The organism is Halobacteriovorax sp. BALOs_7 (assembly GCF_003612895.1).
Classification (GTDB): Bacteria; Bdellovibrionota; Bacteriovoracia; order Bacteriovoracales; family Bacteriovoracaceae; genus Halobacteriovorax_A; species Halobacteriovorax_A vibrionivorans.
In genome coordinates this window covers 635,230-654,749 of sequence record NZ_CP027772.1, presented here as the reverse complement: position 1 = coordinate 654,749, position 19,520 = coordinate 635,230, and the positions used below count along the sequence as shown (strand labels likewise).

Genomic DNA, 19,520 nt, shown 5'->3' with positions numbered 1-19,520 from the left:
GACATAGCTATGAAAAAGTATCTAAACTTTTTAATTTTGATCTTACTTTTGGCCTTCACTTCATGTGGAGCTAAAACTTCAAATGTAGCAGTAAAACTACAAGGCTCATTCTCACAAGTGGCAGGACTATTTGAAAATGGTGCTGTAATGATCGCAGTTGGTGGACCAAGCGACAAGCCACCTCTTCTCTATACTGTTCCACTTAATTCAGCATCTTTTGATCACACATTTGATAACGGTATTTGGAAAATTATGATTCTTGGTTGGGATGGTGCCACACCAGGTGAAACGATGAAAGGAAATCTCTACTGCTCAGTTGTGAACAATGTTTCTTTCCCAGATCAAAGCACCCTTAATTTTAATCTTAGCCAAGTTGATACAGACGCAAATTTAGTTGTCGATCCAGGACATCCATGTGGAGCATTTATCGATGGATTACAAACTGTAAAGTATGCTTCAATTTGTGAAACTGAAACTTGTGATTCTGGTAACTACCTTAGATATAATAATACTAATCTATCTCTTAAATTTGGAATACCTTTCTATGAAGGACCTATTGATAAGCATTCAATTCTAACTCAAGCACGATTCACCAGTGAAATGAACGAATGTTATAGTGCTGCCAATAGTAATTTGATCGACGGGGCAGACTATGCAAAATTAGATATTGATCTTGCTGCCACAGGGATTACACTTCCATTTAGATTAACAGGTGGGTTTCACCTACCGATTCGAATGGAAGGATATGAAGACACTGTTGATAATACGATGGATTGCTCTAAAGGCTTTAACAATGCGGTTACCACAATTAACAGCATTGGTGAAGTAGACGCTGCAAGTGGACTACCGAGGCACTGGAGTGATGGAACAAAGTTTATCTACAAAATGCCGTTATCACCATTTGCAATAACAGGCCTACCTACTAATTCAATAGTTAGAAATTTATACGAAGTCGTTGATATTAATGGCCCTTACAATGACGATAATTACGGTGACGGTATCATTTCATATACATGTGACTACACATCGACAAGTGTCTCAACACCTCAAGTATGTCCTGCGGCCTCAACTATGATAGAGTCTGGTTATTTTTCATTTGATTCTACCAATGGCCAAATCATATTAGATGGTACGACTTATCCACACTTTGCGATGGGAAGTCAAATCACATTTAATATCGTTGCTAATTACACTGTTAATAGTACCAATTACTCTGAAAATAAGTCTTTCACTATTGGCTTTGATCCGATTTGGGGACTTAATTATACTCAGGCCCAAGGAACACTTGGAAGTCTTAATAATACTGATCAGACTAGTAATTTCATTGATCTTACCAATATGGCCGACTCTCAGTTAAATATTACAGGAGTGGATATTACTGGTAATACCGGTGAAACAGTCGTTCCTGTCGTAATTATTTCAAGCTGTACGAATGGTTCTCCTTGTCGAGTTGAGCTAGATGCTTCTGCTGTGACGACTTCGGCAACTGGTAACGTAAACATCCATCTAGAAAGTGGTGGTGATGTCACGACTGAAACACTCCCCTATAATTTCGTACCTTAATTGGCCCATAATTATGCCAAACTCGAGAAGTGTTCGAATTACAAGTAGCTAATATTAGATAATATTTAGAGCGTTCACTACTTAACATTAAAATTAAATTAACCGATAAGAGTATTGGATAGTAATGTTTTGGGGAACGTATGCACCGTAAATTCATTAAAGCTTTAGGATTAGTTTTTCTTTCAACTCTTCTTTTTACATCTTGTGCAAAGAAAGCATCTAATACAACTGTGACGATTTCAAAATCATCTTTCTTAGTTGGAGATCTCAGTAACACATTTGATGGTGGAGTTTTAATTATTGGAAAGAATCTCGATTCTAATCAAAGTTTTCAACTCGCACTTGACCCAACATCTCCTTCAACTATTGATATCGAACTTCCTTTTGGTACATACGATGTCAAGGCCATTGGTTGGCATGATGGAGCAACTCCAACAAAGATGAAGGGAACTAGATACTGTAGTCAAATAACCTCTGTCGTTGATCAAAATGAAACTCCAATGCAGCTAAACATGACACAAGCTACTTGTGCAAGTTTAACAAACCTCAATATCTATGACGGTACAACAAATAACGATTTTAATATTGAAGCATGCCATGGTGTTGTCAAAGTACCGGGACTTGGAGAAAGAGATAGTTGTGGCGAAGCAGGAAGTATTGCGAGGTCTCTAAAAGTTAAATACCTAAGTATTGATGCGGACGGAAACTTAAACAACGCACTCTCTCTTACTTCAGAATGTGTTGATGTCTATGCTCCAGGAACAGAAAACGAAGAATATTTTCAATATAGAGTTTCAGATATATCTGATATTGTTCAAGGAGAGGCCGGATATAAAACTCCAATAGAAGTCACTGCGTATCGGTTACCTGGATGTCCTGTTGGTGGAGACTCCGTTACACGACGTCCACCAAGACCTGCTGATATACCTAATGATAAGTATTTTAAAATCAAAAAAAGTGATGCTGGATTAGACTTTATGATAGGAATTAATTCTTGTAATTTTCCTGGCGCACTAACTGCTGCACCTTTTGCAAATGGTGCGGCCATAACAAAAAATTCAAATGTCATTTGTACTGTAAATCAATTCAATGAAATCGCAAATTATCCAGATAAAGAATTTATTATCGGTCAAACGATAGACTTTGGTGGAACGCCACCAACAACAGCTTCTTCAACACACTTTTCAGGTTATATTGAAGGAGATATTTGGATGTCAGAAACGAATATTCCACATATCAAAGGTCTTCCAGGGAGCTTATTTTTCTCACTTGGAAGTAATGTTCTCGACTATTCAGCAGGTATAGAACATTTAAATATTGATGTTAGCTCTATTACAGATGGTCCTGTTATTGCAAAAATGCTCAAGTATGATTCAGAATTCTATAGCATCAACCTTACTGGCCACATGACAAACTCTTCACCATCTTTTATTCCCGATGGAACAAGTATAGGTGATACTTGTGGTGCTCTATTTAACCAAGTTTACTATACTGGAGCAGGGTCTCAAGTTTATGCAGAAGTTGACTTTGAAAAAATAACATTCTCAAATTTCAAATTAACATGTAACGGGTTATCTGGAACTAATGCTAATTATATTGGTGGACTGATTGGAGCGGCGACTTCAGGAAACACAGAGACAGCAACAAATAGAACCTTTAGATTTGATCGTATTGAAGGCGATATCTTTATTGAAGTCGACTCTACAAATGCAAACCAATCAATTGGTGGTCTCATTGGCCTTTCTGAAAACCAAACGACAATTGATACTTGGTCTAACAAATATTCAATTACAAATACTTTTACTTCAAGCCCTCCTCGAATAATTGGAGGACTCCTTGGCCAACATCAATCAACGGCCGCAAATTCAATGGGTAAACTTCATTTAAATGATAATAATATTCATACAAATATCTTAAGTAATCTTGGATATGGGGCCATTCAAGGAGCAGGAGGACTTGTTGGAAAAGTTTTTAATCCTGATGAATTATATATACGTGGTTCAATAGTAACAGGAAACATAAATACGAATTTAAAAAATGCTGGTGGAATTATAGGTCATCTCTATTTTGAATCAAATACCAATTCTGCAAGTATCCAAACAACTTTAAATAATGCAACAGTACTAGCAGATGGAAGTGCAGGAGGTATCATTGGAGGATTATCAATAGATAACTTTACCAATGTATATCTTTCCACTGTAACAAACCGAGGACAAATTACAGGAGCTATAGGTTCAAGTTCGAATGAGGGAGTTGGAGGTATTGTTGGAAGCCTCCTAAATTCAACAGCAGGCTCATCTCTAAGTATCAGCACCTCTTCTAATAGAGGAAGTATCTCCTCAGTTAAAGGTCACTCAACAGTTAATGCAGCAGGCTCTATCGTTGGCCTATTTAATACAACAGCACTAAACTTCTCTGCGACAGGTGTTTATGCAGATATTTCAGATATAAAAACAGCAGGAGCTTCAAGGCCCTACTTTATCGGTTTTATTAACGATCTGACTTCTGCAAATATTTCAACAAACTTTTATTTAGATGAAGTTCTTTTTTCCGGATACACAAGTACTTCTCCTTTGAGTGAAACTCTTACTTACTACGGTGATAATACAAACCAGTATGCTTTTACATATGGAACTTTTGGTTCAAGTCCATTTCCAGCATCACTAAACGATCACCCTCTCTACACACTAGCTGGAGATTCAAAACTTGATCTATTTCTAAATAAATATATGCTCTTTGACTCAAATGGGAGATCCATTATAAATGGATCTGAAAGTAGCCCCTTCTTAATTAAAGCTAAGTCGGATATTGGTTTTGTGAATACTTCAATTGGCGCAAAGTTCTCATGGCGACTTACAACGAATATTGATATGGGTGGAGACTTCCTTCAATTATCACCTACAAACACACCATTTGAGGGAGACTTTGATGGAAATGGATATACTATTTCAAACTTCACTAATGATTACTCTGTCTTATCAACATTAATGCCTAATAACGGAATCTTCCCTCATGTTAGCTACGGAAGAATTAAAAACCTCAATTTAAAAGGTGGAAATGTTACTTTTAAATGCTCTCCTATGACTTACAACGGATCAGGAGTTTTAATTGGGCAACTTTCAACATCTGGACAATGGGACGGAAATGGAGACCCACAACTTTTCAATCTCTCTGTTTCTAATACAAATATAACAATGCCGAGCGGAAGTGATTGCAAGGGCGCCTCACCTTTTATTGGATATTTTAATTCAGATAATGGAGAAGATGCTGCTCGTTTTCAAAACATAAGTATCATAAATAATACGATTGATGCTAGTAAGTCTGCTGGACTCGTCGGTTACATCTACCTACCTTCAAGTACAACATTTCCATTTAAGAATGTTGAAGTAGTAGGAAATAAATTTATTGGTGAAAGTGTTACGACTTCAACTTCATCAAGCGCCTTCTTTGGTGCTTCCATTGCAAGTGGGATATACACTTCTTATGAAAATGTTCTCTTTATTGGTGATGTCAACGGAGATAATCCTGGTGCTATTACAAACGATGAAAATCTTGCGAATTTAGGTGCTTCAACAGATTCTCTAATTAGTAATGCCTATGCCTTCTTTGATGGCGGCCAGTATATTCAAGGAACTGCCTTTACAAATAACGGTGCAACAAGCTTAGCCGATATTGGAACGACATCATTTGATGACTACTTTATTCACGATGCTACAGTAGGCACTGTACGCTTAGACCGCGAGTATATAACAGAAGAAATTTATGATTAAGATGCCATGATAAATTGGCAGAAATAGCGAGGACGCGTTCAGCGTCCTCTTTTTTTATCCGGCAGAACTTACCGATTTCATTAGCTTAAGGAAAATTTACTAAATAATTCCCACCGCATGACGATGTAAGCCTACAATAGACAGCCAAAGCTTTTGTCTCACTAGATTTTATAGGAAAAAGACAGAGGTTTTGAGGCAACTATTTAATATAAATTTAAAGCAACTATTGCCCATAATAAAAATTACTTTTGAGCTAAATAAAATCAAGGGTAAAATTAATAGGAAGGCAATTAGAAAATCTTTGCTTGTTTTACTTCGTTAAGGAGGAGGACTAAATGGAAGCTGAAAAATTGGAACATTTCAAAAAGAAACTACTAGCGGCTAAGGCGGAAATTCTTAACGGTGGTATTCTGACGAGTACAGAAGATTTAAAGATGTCAACGGATGACCTACCTGATGAGGGAGACGTTGCCAACGCAGTTATTAATCAACAGGTTACATTCAATATGAGAGCCCGTGCTATGCACAAGCTTCGTTTAATTGAAGAGGCCCTTCATCGCGTGGAAGACGGGACTTATGGTCACTGTGAAGACTGTGATGAGCCAATCGGTGCTAAAAGGCTTGAGAACCAGCCATGGGCCGAATTATGTATCACTCACGCTGAAGAAAGAGAGCGTGAAGAACAACACATGCGAAGAGTCGGTTAAGACTTTTTACATATTCCAAATGTTAGTAATAAAAGCCTGCATACGCAGGCTTTTGTTTTTCCTGTCTCCTAATCTTAGAAAGCAATACTTTCATCTACATGAAACTTCTCTTTCTTGATATAGACAAATTTAGAAATATCCTTCCTCAATATCTTTTTGATTTTCTGATTGGTTTTAATGATCTCATTCACTTTTGGACTAGTGGGAGATGACACTGTGTTGTTAATTGGCGCGACAATCATAATGTAAGCAAATAAGAAAATGCTAATTGATAATGTCCATATTGTTTTCACTAAACTACCCTCCATGGTAACTTCTTCTACGTTCATAAATAAGCACATGAGATGCCAAATTTTGGTATAATAATTTCGGTGACTTACTATAGTAGAGCGATGAACACGGTGGCTTTTTGGCCTTCTTTTAGGACACCACTAAAACAAAAGTGTATAAGATTTTGACACCTATCTATAAACTATCCATACTGACTATAGGTGAACAACTTAAGTAGGTAGAATCACTATATTAGTGTTGGCATCAAGCCTGCATTATATATAGTGAGTTTGAGTTTAGACATAAGGAGCACTCTTGAAACTTAAATTAAACCTAAAATCATTCCTACTTATTTCAACATTAGTTGCATCTTCAACTTTTGCACAAGATTCTGGAAAGAAGCTAACTCTTGATCAGTTAAGAGCACGTGTTTTCAAAAAAGAATATCAAAGCACAACGACAAAAACTGATGTACTTCACTCACGTTTTTCAAGCTGGGGTGTAAAGAACTCTTTTGATAAAGGTTCTATTAATCTTCCAGGTGCACTGAAGAAGCTACAAGCAAAACAAGATGTTGTTGTTGCTGTTATCGATACAGGAATTGATCCAACTCACCCATTCCTTAAAGACAACTTATATGTACCAAAAGGACAAGCAGGTCTTTCAAACTTTGGATTAGATTTTTCTAAAGGTGCAAAGAATGTAAAGACTCCATATGATAAGAACCGTCACGGAACTCACGTTTCAGGTATTATCAAGTCTGTTTTTCCAAACGTTAAGATTCTTCCTCTTAAGTATTACAACAGAAATGCTTCTGGGAAAGACAACTTAAATTCAACGATCAAGGCCCTTCGTTATGCTGTTGATCTTGGTGTTGATATTATTAACTACTCAGGTGGTGGACCAGAGCCAGATTTAGAAGAATTAGAAATTCTTAAAAAGGCCGAAAGAAAAGGTATTATCGTAGTAGCTGCTGCTGGTAACGAGCAAGAGAATATTGATAATTCAAAGTCTGCTTACTACCCAGCAAGTTATAAGCTTTCAAATATTATTACTGTAACTGCACATAACCAATCAATGCAAATCCTTAACTCTTCTAACTGGGGTGTTGAGACTGTTGATGTATCGGCTCCAGGTTATAAGATCAACTCTGCTATTCCAACTCAGAGAAATGGTCTTCTAACAGGAACATCTCAAGCGACTGCATTTGTTTCAGGTGTTGCAGCAATGCTTAAAGCTGGCTACCCAGGACTTACTGCTAAGCAAATTAAGAAGATCATCTCAATCACTGCTAAGAAAGAGATTACTTTTAATGGAAAGGTTAAGTCTTCAGGACGTCTAGATGCGACAGCTGCAATTGATTTAGCAACAAAGCTTAATGATAAAACAAACGGTCAGCTTGCAAAAACAAGAGCAAGTAGAAGAGATGTTGCAAACACTCCAAAAGTAATTATCAGAAAATAATTTTCAAATACTAGATGGCCCTAAAATAGGACGTAAGCGCAAGGGTCATACTAATCAAAAATACCGCCACAAGCATTCCATAAAGCACATAAGAAACCTTAAAAACTCCCATCATTTTATAATTAAAGAAGTTCTCGTATTGCTCCTTAGTACTTTGGTCTTTAGACTCTCCTATTGCGGCCTTAATTCGCTCGTACAAAGAGAATTCTTCAATACCTCTTTGAGCGTATGGATGCCAAATCTCTTGCTCACTAACTCCAGAGTTCATCATCTCAATGACAATATCTGCGAGTTCTTGAAGATAAAGAGGGCGCAGTTCATCTGATTTTGATGCTTCACTGTAGAAATAGTCTAAGAGATTATTATAGCGACGACGTACTTTTACTAAAAACTTCTTGAACTTCACATCACCTTTAAAGATTTGTGGGTTCTCCATTTCTAGAGGACTAAGAGTTTGCCAGTACTTTTCACGAAAAGTGTAAAAGCTCTTCTCCCCTAAAGGTGAGCCAAGGGGATTAAAAGATAAATCATAATCACACATTTGGCAGCGATCATTTTTAATATTATCGCTATTGCACTTAGGGCAAGTTATAAGATGCACTTCCTGTGCAAGTACTTCGTCCTTGAAGAGATGTTGATGTTTTTGTACGTCGTTTAGAAATTCTGTATCCATAAGAATATTGTAATTTCATAAGGTTAGTATTGGCAAATGTTAAATCATATATAACAATAGAGTATGATTGGAATTCTTAAGCACAAATTTGCTCTGCCCGTACTGCATGTTCTTGCAGGAATTATTTATGCTTTAAACTTTCCCTTTATTGGTGAATTCACAATTTTTCCAACCATATTCATTAGTGCGGCCATCATCTTCTATGGCCTAGATAAAGAAAGACGCTTCAAATTCAATCTCCTCAATATCTTCTTATTTTGTTGGGGTTATAATTTAGCAGGCTACTATTGGTTAATGTTCACTTTAAATGAATTTGGTGGACTATTTTTTCCATTTAACTTTCTAGTATGGCAGCTCTTCTCTTTAGTGATTGCACCACAATTCTATCTCTTCTTAATCATCTTCTACTTTTTAAGAGATCGTATTAAGCTGGAAAGTTTAATCGGTGGCATCTTCTACTGCCTAGTATTTGTGATACTTGAGATATTTACACCACAGCAATTCCCTGCTCTCTTTGGCCATCCTTGGCTTAAGATTTCACCTTATTTAAAACCAGCAAAGTATTTAGGTCAGCCTTTTTATAGCTTTCTGACTCTTTATATCGGACACCTTATTTTTAGTTTTTCAAAAAAGAGGCGTCTTCCATCCTTTGCGGCCGTGGCCATCCTTGTTCTCTTATCGGCCAATTTTCTTATGGGGCCGATTAAAAATGAGCTCAACAATGAACTTAATATTCGTGTTGTTCAAGGAAATATAGGAAATGATCTAAAACTTAAGTCGGAGCAAGGAGTTCGTCTTGCCGCTTCAGAGGTCGTTAATATCTATAAGTCGATGAGTCTAAATGACGGCATTGATAAAATGGACTTAGTCATTTGGCCTGAGACTTCATATCCAAGATTTGTTTTTACAAAACTAAATAAGAAAGTGAATGCTGAACTAAGTGAGCTCTTTATAAATTCAAATTCAAAGTACTTTATTGGGACTTATGATCTAGCATCTACAAAGCCAGATGTTTTAGAAAATACATACAATGCTACAATCTTGGCATCAAAAGATGGCGATATTGAGCAAGCCTACCACAAACAGGTTCTTATTCCATTTGGTGAAGGTCTTCCATTTGGCCCATTAAATAAGTATGTGGCCCCATACCTCACTAATGTTTCACTTTTTGCTAAAGGTAAATCTTTTACAAATTTTAAAGTGAAAGATAAGGGATTCATTTCCCTAATCTGCTATGAAGTACTCTTTCCTCGTTATGTCTCAAAGTATTTAAACGCAGTAAAAGAGCGCGGAGAAAAAGTCGACTTCATTGTTAATGTAACCAATGATTCATGGTATGGGCCTTACTCAGAACAGGAACAACACCTATTTCTTGCAAAGTGGCGTGCGGTGGAATTTGGACTTCCAATCATTCGCGCAACGAATACTGGAATCTCATCAGTAATTCTCCAGGACGGAAGTGAGTTAATTCGCACTAAGAATTTCGAACAAACTAATATGGACTTTAAATTCTAAAAGCCTTCTTTTAAAAGGTCGTGCATGCGGATGAAGCCTTCAAATTTACCATCAGTAATTACTGGTAGAACGTAAATTTTATTTTGCTCCATAAGTTTTAAAGCATCCATTGCAAGCTCATTAGAAGTGATATACTTTGGCTCTTTTGTCATGATTTCAGAAAGTGGTTTTTCAAGAGCATTCTCTTCTTTTGCAATAGATCGGCGAATATCACCTTCAACAAGTATTCCACTGAATTTGTTATTATCCATTACTGCAAGAGCACCTAGAGGCTTATTAGTCATCTCTAGAACAGCATCTTTTAATAGCTTTTCTGAAGTTAGAATAGGACTTTCTTTCAATGGCCACATGAGATCGCGAACTTTCATCGTTAATGACTTACCTAGTTTTCCACCAGGGTGATTAATTGCAAAGCCTTCCTTTGAAAGCCCTACAAATTTCTCATAGGCAACTGCAATAGCATCTCCCATAGCAAGAGCAACTGTTGAAGAAGTGGTTGGAGCAAGGTCATTTATACAAGCTTCCCTTTCAACAGAGCAATCAAATGCAATTCCACATTCCTTTGCAATTGCTTTTGATAGGTCTCCAACAAGAGCAATTCTATGGTCTTTGTGAATGCGAAGAAAAGGCATAAGCTTCATGATCTCACTAGTTGTTCCCGACTTTGATAAGAAAATAATGGCATCATTCTCACTTGTTCTTCCAAGATCCCCGTGAAGGGCCTCAGTTGGGTGAAGGAAAATTGAACGCAGCCCCAGAGAGCTAAATGTTGAAGAAAGCTTTTCACCAATTAGGCCAGACTTCCCAACACCACAAAGAACCATTTGGCCCCCTTTAGCGTGAAGGAACTCAAAAACATTTGTTAACTTGTTGCACATTTGCTCATCTAATAAGCCGATAACTCGGTTTATTGAGTCTGCTTCAAGTTTCAATACTTCCTTCATTTGACTAAAATGGTCCATTATAACCTCATTGTGTACCAAATTTTCATTCTCGATCGAGTGTATGACTATGTTATTATAAATATATGAAAATGTTAAAATTAATCGTCATCTTTACCCTACTTTTTAGTTGTAGTTCATATGAACAATTTGAACAATTAGTTGAAGAATCAGAAATGCCAGCTAAGACCTATAAGGCCAATTTCAATCAGACTTGGCAGGCCGTCTTAGAAATTATGCAACAATATGATATTTCAGTAAAAAACCAAGAAGCTGGGACAATTAAGACACGTTGGATAAATAACACGAGTCAGGTTAATTTCTCGGATGCATTTGGATCAAAAGAGATGGTTAAGGCCGCTCAATTTAAACTCGTTATCAATGTCATTAAAGGATATCGAGGAAAGAGTGAGGTTTCTAAAGTCTCAATCTATCGTCGCCAAATGATTGAAAAAGACTTTCTTCAAGGTTGGAGGGTTGTAAGATCTGATGGAATCCTTGAAAAGACGATTCTCTACCGAATTGATCGTATTCTAAAAAGAGAGAAGATGATCAAAGGTATCGAAGAACAAAAGGCCCGCGAGGCGGAGAAAGAGTTATTCTAATGAATAACGCTTTCTTCCTCTAAATTTTGATTTACGAGAACAATATCCTCTTCAACTTCAATCGTATCATCCATATAAGAATCTCTTCTTCTTAGAATCTTACGGCTAAAGAAAACCATAAAGTCTCTCTGCACTAGAAGCATACACGGTAAAACGACAAGAGTTAGAACCGTCGCAAAGAGTAGACCCCATCCCATACTCATGGCCAGACTCTTAGTGAAGCCAGCATCTCCACCAATTGCATAGGCCATTGGGAAAACACCACCTAGAGTTGTAATACTAGTTAGAATAATAGGTCTTAGACGGCTTGCTGCCCCATCAATAATCTCAGGGCGGTGAAAGCTAAACCAGTCCTTACGATTCTCATTTATCGTTACCACAAGAAGAAGACTATCGTTTACAACAACACCGGCCATACCGATAATTCCAATAATGGCCATTAAGCTAATATCTAATCCCTGTAGGTAGAATGCCCAGATAACACCAATTACACCAAATGGAATTGCAGTACAGATTAGGATCGGTTGCATAATACTTCTAAGAACAATTGCTAAAATGAAGAAGATACCAAGTAGTGCAAAAGCAAACTTTTTGGCCATGGATGCCTTATTCTTACGAGACTGCTCATCTGCATCCTGAGCGTTAAATGTTAAATCAGGATATTTCTTTGAAAGCTCATCTGTAACAAGTTTTACTTTGTTAATTAAGACTTCTTTTTTAATCACTTCTTTGTCAAAAGGAAGATCAACAACAACTCTTCTCATAAGATTTGAGTGCTTAATCACTGACTGCCTCTTCTCCTTCTTCCAAGATCCAAGCTGAGAAGCTCTAATGATATTTCCATTAGAAAGAACAACCGGTAGTTTTCCAAGATCTTTAAAATTCAATTCATCACCGTCTTTTACATATGTGTAGAATTTAATCTTACGATTACCTACTGCATACTCATAGACCTCATTCTTATTAATGAATTGCACTAGTTGATTTGAAACCTGAGCTAGAGTTAGGCCCCTTGATTGGATTTCATTCTTCTTTGGTGTAAATATCCATGCATCTTTAAATAGAGAGTCGTCTAGATCGACTGACTTTATCCCCTCAATTTTTAGATCTTCAATTGTCTTCTTTGTATCAGCAGTTACTTTCTCCACGTTAAATGGAGTTTGTGAACGAATTGTTACCTCAACTAGGTTTTCACGACTTTCATCATTTCCACCCTTAGCTATCTTCACTTCTAATCGGCTAAAGACACCTGTCTTTTGAAGCTTATCAAGCTTATCTTTTAAATAGGCTTCGACATCCTTCTTATTAGCTTCCACATTATCATCTAGCTGAGAAAAAGATAAACGGTAACTAAAGTATTGCGGGCCAACTTGTTTTTTACCATTTGTATAATTCTGACCTACTGTAATTTGATAATTCTTATATTTATCCTTATCAATACCTTCCATGATCTTCTCGACTGGAGCTAGTTGCTTATAAGTATCCTTAAGCCCCTTCGTCTCTTTTAACTCTCCAATAAACTCTACAGACTCTGAAGAGATACTTAGATTGAAGTTAAAGTTGATATTCTTACTAGCAAAAATCATCGAAGCGATCATGATAACCACAAATGAAGCCAGAACGATATAGCGCCACTTTAAAGAGAACTCTAGTAGCTTCACATATCCTCTTTTAAAGCGTTGAAAAACGCTAGACTCATGATGAATATTGGCCTTTGAAACAAAGTGATGTAAGTGATTTGGAAGAATAAAGAAACTTTCAAATAAACTTAAAAGAAGTGCTGCAAACACAACGACAGGAATGGCCAGTAAGATATTTGACATCGAATCTTTTCCTACAAGGATAGGAGTAAATGCGATAAGTGTCGTTGCAACTGTTCCACAAATAGGCTTCCAAGTAGAAAGTACTGCTCCAATAGCAGCATCTCGTGAAGAGGCGCCCTTTTCTAAGTTTTGCATATATTGTTCAGCAATAATAATTGCATCATCAACAATAATTCCGATAACAAGAAGTAGACCAACGACAGAAATTAGATCAATTGAAATTCCAAAAGTATCAAGAACTGTAAAAGTGAAGAAATACGCTAAAGGCATTCCTAAAGAAGTCATTAGAGACGTTTTTAATCCTAGGAATAAAAAGAGAGTGATAACAACGAGGATAATTCCTAAAAATGCATTTGATTGAAGAGCATTAATTTGTCTCTCAATAAATGCAGGGCCATCCTCTACACTAATGACATGTAGCCCTTCTGGAGCATTTTCATTAATTTGAGCAACTTCTTTTTCTAATACATTCTTAAGTGTAATAGAGTCTGCTTCAGTATCTTTGAAGATATTAAAGCTGCTTGAACGCTTTCCATTTGTATAATACTCTCTCGTCTTCTTTGGTAGTCTGTACTCAAGAGAAGCAATATCTTTTAGCCTAAGGGTGTGGCTAGAATTATTTGATCGAATAATAATATTATTTAGGGCCTCTAGATCATATTCGTTATTTTCTATCTCTACAGAATATGTATCACTTCCCTTAGTAATTGAACCAAGTGGATAAATTCTAAAAGTATCATTGATCTTTCTATAGATATCAGCAGGAGAAAGACGATAACGAGCAAGTTTTTCTTCATTTAATTGGATATATAAATTCTTTTCAGCGTTGTAATTATCAACTCTTGAGACTCCATTTACTCTTTCAAGCTGCTCCTTAATTTTAAGCATCCATTTTTGGTGAGTATCATTTTGTTCATCAAAGTTTTCAATTGCATAATAATTAAACCAAGATTCAGTCTGTTTAAGGTGGCGTACAACAATATCTTCCGTCTCACTTGGAAGATCTCCACGTATATTTTCGATTGCATCTTTGATTCTTGATTCTAACTCAGAGATATCTTCGTAATCATCTTTTACATTAACGTTTATTTTCATGTAGCCTTGTTGTGAATTCGACCAAATCTTATCGATTCCAGCACTACCTTTAATGGCACGCTCAATTGGATAAGTGAGAAACTTTTCAACTTGTGATGGCCCTGCTCCAACAAGAGTTGCAGTAATTTGAATCCTCTTGGATGCCCAATTAGAAATAAGATCTCTTTTCATATGACTTAATGAAATAATTCCAAATAGAATCATCATGACACTTAAAAGATTTACTAAGAAGCTATTATCAACGAAGTATGATACGAGTTTTTTCACAAGCTACTGCCTTATTTAATAAAATAATAAACAGTAGCTTCTAACATTAAGTATGTGAATAAATTAGGTTTTTTGAATAAATGATCGAATTTACATGACCTAAGTACTTAAAAATACTTAGTAGGCCATGATATAAGTCACCCAAGACTCACAATTTTCTTCATCATTTGATTGGTAGAAGTTTCCGTCCCCTGTTCCGTCGTCGTCCTCACCTTCCCAGTAAGTTACAACGTTCTCGAAACCAGCATCCTTCATAATGTCTTTAATTTCACCAACTGACCAATGTCTCCAATTATAAGAGAAAGCTTCACGGTAAAGCTTATTATCGTGATGAGTTTTAAAATGAATATAATATTGTACTTCTTCTGTAAGAGGATTGTAGCTATCGCAATCCCAGAAGTAAGTATGGTCTTCGTGTTCAGTCTCTTCTTCTAGTTCTTGGCGACATTCTTCTCCACCGAAGATATCAACCATAAAGATACTCTCAGGACCCATATTCTTTTTTACTTGCTTAAAATAATTTAAAAGAACATTTCTTTCTTTAAAAATGAAATATGAGAAGTTAAATGCAACAGTAACATCTGCAGTAAAGTCATAATCATCAAGAACATTTCCACGAATATAGTGCATACGTGTTTTTTCTTCTTCAGTTAATCGAGAGTAATGATTTTCGATACCATAGGCCTGTGGTTCTTCATCAAGATCAATTCCCCAAGCTTGGCGATCCTTACCTTCTTTAACCCAGTCACAGGCCATTGCAGCTGTTCCACCAAAGTCTTCACGAAGTGTCTTTGGCTCACGACCAAAAACTTTCTTATATTCTTTGTTAATAAATTCAATATCAGCTTCATGATTTTGAACTGACTTTTCATACAATTCGTACTTTAAATTCGTTGGAATTTTACTCATTCTCTCTTCTCTTTTTTATTTTAAAAATTACTTGTAAGACTTTACTTCTTTAATGCCAGAATTGTAACTCATATTGATTGAATTTTTAACCTTAAATCTCAAATCATTTGTCACATAGACACTACGTGCCAGAGAAATAAAACCTTCACCAAAATCACCCTCTTTTTCTTTAATTCGGATATCATCTTCGATCACCCAAAGCTTTTCATTTATCTCTTTAAGCTCACTCATATACTTATCGAGACCTTCTAAGTTGAGCTCATTTAATCGTTTGGCCAATTGATCATATTCTTGTTGTGCTAGCTTCACACGCTCCGGATCTTCAATTCTTTCTGTTTTAATCTTTAGGATTGTCATCTTATCCACAAGCTCACCTAGCGATACTGGACATTCAATAATCATATTACACCTCGATATCAATATATTTAATTTCCACAATTGTGTATTCAAAATCTTCTTCAGGAGCCTGAACAATGACATCATCCCCTTCTTCTTTTCCAAGCATTGCTCTTGCAATTGGAGACTTCCAACTCACAAGTCCACGAGTTGTATCAACTTCATCGACTCCAACGATTGAATATTTTCGCTCACGACCCTGCTCATCCTCTAAGGTCACGCTCGCACCAAATTGTACTTTTTCAGCTTTTATTTCAGTTGGATCAACGACATTTGCCGCATTAATTCTCGTATTGAGAAAACGAAGTCTTCGATCAATCTCACGGAGTCTTTTTTTTCCATATTGATAATCTGCATTCTCAGATCGATCACCAAGTGAAGCGGCCCATTTTACAGTGGCCGTCACTTCAGGACGTTCTACCTTTGTTAAATGCTCATGCTCATCCTCAAGTTTCTTCAAACCTTTAGGTGTAATGTAATTATCTTTCTTAATTGCCATAGCGTCTAAGGATCTCCTCGACTCCATTTTCCACTAAGTTTAAAACTTCTTCGAAACCTCGTGCTCCACCATAGTACGGATCAGGAACCTCTTCATAAGAGGCATACTCTCCCGTGCAATAATCACAGAATAACTCAACTTTCTTCTTTTGCTCTTGATTTGGATTTAACTCTAAAATATTGCGATAATTTGACTTATCCATCGCAAGGATCAAATCAAATTTTTCAAAATCATCCTTATTAAATCCACGGGCAGTACTCGTAAGTAAATAACCGCGACGAAAAGCATGCTCTCGCATTCTTTTATCGGCTGCTTCTCCAGCGTGATAGGCACTTGTTCCTGCTGAATCCACTTCAATTACAGACTCAAGCCCCTGTTCTCGTACTTTATGAACAAGCACACCATCGGCAGCAGGGGAACGACAGATATTTCCAAGACAAACAAATAAGATTTTCATAATAGAATTATGATAGAATCATTGGTGAAAGTAAATCGAAGGATTTGTCATGACAGTACAAAAGATTAGAACAATGGGTGATCCAGTATTAAGAGAGATCACACAAGAATTCACAAAAGAAGAAATTTTAGCTCCTGAAACAAAAGAGCTCATTCAAGATATGCAAGATTCGATGAAAGCTGCTGGTGGGATTGGAATTGCGGCACCTCAAATTGGAGTCTCAAAAAGAGTTACAATTATTGATGTCCCGGAGGAGTCTCGCTATGAAGAGGCCCAAGCTAGTCAACGAATGATAATCTTTAATCCAAAAATTGAATTTTTAACTCAAGAAGAAGATGGATATTGGGAAGGTTGTCTATCTGTGCCAGGCCTAAGGGGTTTTGTAGAAAGACCAAATCATATTCGCGTATCTTTTCTTGATGAAAATGCCAAAGAAGTTGTGATTGAAGCACAAGGATTTTTGGCCACAGTATTTCAACATGAGATCGATCATTTATTTGGAAAACTCTACGTTGATCAAATCAAAGATATAAAACAATTAGTTTTTGAAGAAAATTTGTAAGTAAAAGGGCCCGAAACCGGGCCCTCTTTTTTTGATTGCTTAATTATTCAGAAACAATCGCTCTCATAACATCTAGTGTTTCTGGAGATACTGAATCTTCATAACGTGCCCAGATTGCTTTTGCTTCAGAAACTGAAGTTTCACGATCAATTTGAGTCACGACTTCTTCAAGAATTAGGTTCGCCTCTTCAACTTCAGAGTTGTAGATAGCGATTTGGTCAGCTGTCACACCTTTTAGTGTTCCATTAACTGGACCAAACTCTGCAAGTCCTTCATCATCAAGAACGATTAATCCAGCAAGTCCAATTTTAGCTGCCTTTACCCAATCCTTTGATTCACCTGAGAAGATTGCTTTAATTGAGTAACCTGCACTAACTTTCATTGCAACTAAACCAGTGTAAGCTAGGTAGCAGTTACCTGAAAGCATACCAACAGCAGCAGATGCATTAAAAGTTAGACCAGAAGCTAAAAGTAAACTTAGAATAATCTTTTTCATTTTTTCCTCCATGTTTTTTTGGTTGTAAATAACGATAGCTATTTCTGTAAAAAATCTAAACTTAATTAAAGGTAATTTGTTTTGTGAGCTTTCTTTGAAACTCGAAAACTCGGACTTTACTACTAACAAGTGTTTTTGGGCATTTAGCATCTCTCGCTAAAGTTATTTCCCTTAATAACCGACAAGAAAGCAGGGTTATATAAAACTAAGAGAGATAAATATGAGTCAAAGTAAGAAGCAAAATATTATTGCACTAGTGGGTGTACTCAGTGTTAATGCATTTGTCGCCTATCAATTCTTATCAACGTCGCAATTTGATAGCGTCTATTCAAAAGAGAAAATTCATCAACCTCGAACACCAGCATCACAAAAGGCTCCCGGTGACTATAAAGAATACGAAGTACTCTATCCATTAGAAGACTATGTTATATACGATGACTTTAATGGAACCGTTGATTATAAGATGAGCGTAGACTTCTGGTCTGATAAAGGTGCTAAATACTTTACTGAAAATGGGAAAGAAGCCATTTCAGAAGGTTTAACAAAGGGCTTTGAGAGACTCATTAAAAAAGGAAATGATGAAGGAAAGACACTTAAAACAGAAGTTCTTCCTGAGCTGACAAAAGAATTTTTAAATACATTTGTTTATACTATAAAAGTTGTAAAGCTTATCGATTCAAACTTTGAATTTGATATTATGTTTACTCCTTATGAAAAAGACTCCGCTACTTATAAAGACGAATTACAAACAAACCAACTAGTAAATATTGACTCCACAGGAAGCCTTTATAAAGAATATAAGAAATATAATGCAAACTTTTCAAACGCTATTATTGAAACACCTATTCCAGTATCAAATGAAGATTATCAATACCTAGGTGGTGCAATTACCCTTGCAGCTGAAGTTATTGATACAGATTGGAAGATTTCTCAACCAATCCCAAATCCTAAGAAGAATGGTGTAAAAGGATTTCTTCGTTTAAGAAAGTACTTTCGAGTTAATTCTCCAACAGATTTAAAAGTGGATTCATTCAAGTCGAAGTACCTAAATATTACGGAACAAGACTTCAACGCAAAAAATGATATGCCTCAAGTTGTCACAGTTGACACGATCTACGAATACAATTTGAAAAATATTATCCCAAAGAAAACGAAAACAATTATTCACTTTGGTGAGATTGTCTCTCTTGATAAGAAATACGATAGCTTCTTTAAGAGACTATTCACTTTCTTTAAAAAGAAGAACGATATTAAAACATCAGAATTTAATTTCAAAGGTGATTTCTCAAGTGGGCCTATTAAAACCAACTTCAAGGGACAGATCAAAAAACTTGTTTACGATCATCAAGAGAAGAAATTCACAAGTAAGAGTCGTGTAACAGCAAACCCTCGTGACTTTGATCAACGAATGAAGTTACGTCATGCGATTAAAAAGACGTTCCTTGAGGATAATACAGAATTTATTATTAAGAATTTAAATTTAAGAAAATTTATCAATAACTAGGTTG

The 19,520-nt window shown here is 36.3% G+C and carries 17 protein-coding genes; 8 read left to right on the top strand and 9 right to left on the bottom strand.

The annotated features are described in order from the left end of the window. The first annotated feature begins 9 nt into the window (after positions 1-9). From BALOs_RS03190 to BALOs_RS03180, 3 genes are all read left to right on the top strand, one after another. Complete coding sequence (locus BALOs_RS03190; RefSeq protein ID WP_115361526.1) at positions 10-1,563, top strand: hypothetical protein; 1,554 nt, start codon at positions 10-12, stop codon at positions 1,561-1,563. Between the two features lie 140 nt (positions 1,564-1,703). Then, positions 1,704-5,333: a hypothetical protein gene (locus tag BALOs_RS03185; protein WP_120404233.1), complete on the top strand. Its 3,630-nt coding sequence runs from the start codon at positions 1,704-1,706 to the stop codon at positions 5,331-5,333. A gap of 335 nt (positions 5,334-5,668) precedes the next feature. Beyond that, entirely contained in the window at positions 5,669-6,040 is a 372-nt protein-coding gene (locus BALOs_RS03180) for a TraR/DksA family transcriptional regulator (RefSeq protein WP_115361530.1), read from the top strand. A gap of 74 nt (positions 6,041-6,114) precedes the next feature. On the opposite strand, the gene BALOs_RS03175 is transcribed toward BALOs_RS03180, so the two are convergent. Beyond that, positions 6,115-6,333, bottom strand: coding sequence for a hypothetical protein (locus BALOs_RS03175; protein ID WP_133296928.1), 219 nt, complete (start codon positions 6,331-6,333; stop codon positions 6,115-6,117). A gap of 292 nt (positions 6,334-6,625) precedes the next feature. On the opposite strand from BALOs_RS03175, the gene BALOs_RS03170 reads away from it, so the two are divergent. Next, positions 6,626-7,774 (top strand): S8 family serine peptidase, encoded by a 1,149-nt coding sequence (locus BALOs_RS03170; RefSeq protein ID WP_115361534.1) that lies wholly within the window; start codon positions 6,626-6,628, stop codon positions 7,772-7,774. A 10-nt stretch (positions 7,775-7,784) separates the two neighbouring features. Here the strand turns inward: BALOs_RS03170 and BALOs_RS03165 are convergent, their stop codons facing one another. Then, on the bottom strand, positions 7,785-8,447 hold the full coding sequence (locus tag BALOs_RS03165; RefSeq protein ID WP_115361536.1) for a hypothetical protein: 663 nt from the start codon (positions 8,445-8,447) through the stop codon (positions 7,785-7,787). A 63-nt stretch (positions 8,448-8,510) separates the two neighbouring features. Here BALOs_RS03165 and lnt point away from each other — a divergent pair, with 63 nt between their 5' ends. After that, entirely contained in the window at positions 8,511-9,962 is a 1,452-nt protein-coding gene (lnt, locus tag BALOs_RS03160; protein WP_115361538.1) for an apolipoprotein N-acyltransferase, read from the top strand. On the opposite strand, the gene BALOs_RS03155 is transcribed toward lnt, so the two are convergent. Continuing rightward, positions 9,959-10,924, bottom strand: coding sequence for an SIS domain-containing protein (locus BALOs_RS03155; protein ID WP_115361540.1), 966 nt, complete (start codon positions 10,922-10,924; stop codon positions 9,959-9,961). The two genes, lnt and BALOs_RS03155, sit on opposite strands and share 4 nt — an antisense overlap. A gap of 65 nt (positions 10,925-10,989) precedes the next feature. Between BALOs_RS03155 and BALOs_RS03150 the strand changes: the two genes are divergently transcribed. After that, a complete protein-coding gene (locus BALOs_RS03150) occupies positions 10,990-11,508 on the top strand; it encodes a hypothetical protein (RefSeq protein ID WP_133296929.1) in 519 nt (172 codons plus the stop codon). On the opposite strand, the gene BALOs_RS03145 is transcribed toward BALOs_RS03150, so the two are convergent. From BALOs_RS03145 to BALOs_RS03125, 5 genes are all read right to left on the bottom strand, one after another. Next, positions 11,505-14,693 carry an efflux RND transporter permease subunit gene (locus BALOs_RS03145; RefSeq protein ID WP_120404232.1) on the bottom strand — a complete coding sequence of 1,063 codons (3,189 nt, stop codon included), beginning with the start codon at positions 14,691-14,693 and terminating at the stop codon, positions 11,505-11,507. The two genes, BALOs_RS03150 and BALOs_RS03145, sit on opposite strands and share 4 nt — an antisense overlap. A gap of 117 nt (positions 14,694-14,810) precedes the next feature. Further along, positions 14,811-15,602 carry a class I SAM-dependent methyltransferase gene (locus BALOs_RS03140; RefSeq protein WP_115361547.1) on the bottom strand — a complete coding sequence of 264 codons (792 nt, stop codon included), beginning with the start codon at positions 15,600-15,602 and terminating at the stop codon, positions 14,811-14,813. 27 nt (positions 15,603-15,629) lie between these two features. Beyond that, positions 15,630-16,004 (bottom strand): DUF6165 family protein, encoded by a 375-nt coding sequence (locus BALOs_RS03135; RefSeq protein ID WP_115361549.1) that lies wholly within the window; start codon positions 16,002-16,004, stop codon positions 15,630-15,632. A gap of 1 nt (position 16,005) precedes the next feature. Beyond that, positions 16,006-16,497 carry a transcription elongation factor GreB gene (gene greB, locus BALOs_RS03130; protein WP_162929509.1) on the bottom strand — a complete coding sequence of 164 codons (492 nt, stop codon included), beginning with the start codon at positions 16,495-16,497 and terminating at the stop codon, positions 16,006-16,008. Continuing rightward, positions 16,487-16,954, bottom strand: coding sequence for a low molecular weight protein-tyrosine-phosphatase (locus BALOs_RS03125; protein WP_115361553.1), 468 nt, complete (start codon positions 16,952-16,954; stop codon positions 16,487-16,489). The genes greB and BALOs_RS03125 overlap by 11 nt, the downstream gene beginning before the upstream one ends. A gap of 49 nt (positions 16,955-17,003) precedes the next feature. On the opposite strand from BALOs_RS03125, the gene def reads away from it, so the two are divergent. Further along, positions 17,004-17,516: a peptide deformylase gene (gene def / locus BALOs_RS03120; protein ID WP_120404231.1), complete on the top strand. Its 513-nt coding sequence runs from the start codon at positions 17,004-17,006 to the stop codon at positions 17,514-17,516. Between the two features lie 43 nt (positions 17,517-17,559). On the opposite strand, the gene BALOs_RS03115 is transcribed toward def, so the two are convergent. Beyond that, positions 17,560-18,012: a hypothetical protein gene (locus BALOs_RS03115; protein ID WP_115361557.1), complete on the bottom strand. Its 453-nt coding sequence runs from the start codon at positions 18,010-18,012 to the stop codon at positions 17,560-17,562. Positions 18,013-18,232: 220 nt separating this feature from the next. On the opposite strand from BALOs_RS03115, the gene BALOs_RS03110 reads away from it, so the two are divergent. Then, complete coding sequence (locus tag BALOs_RS03110) at positions 18,233-19,516, top strand: hypothetical protein (RefSeq protein ID WP_120404230.1); 1,284 nt, start codon at positions 18,233-18,235, stop codon at positions 19,514-19,516. Positions 19,517-19,520: the final 4 nt, after the last annotated feature.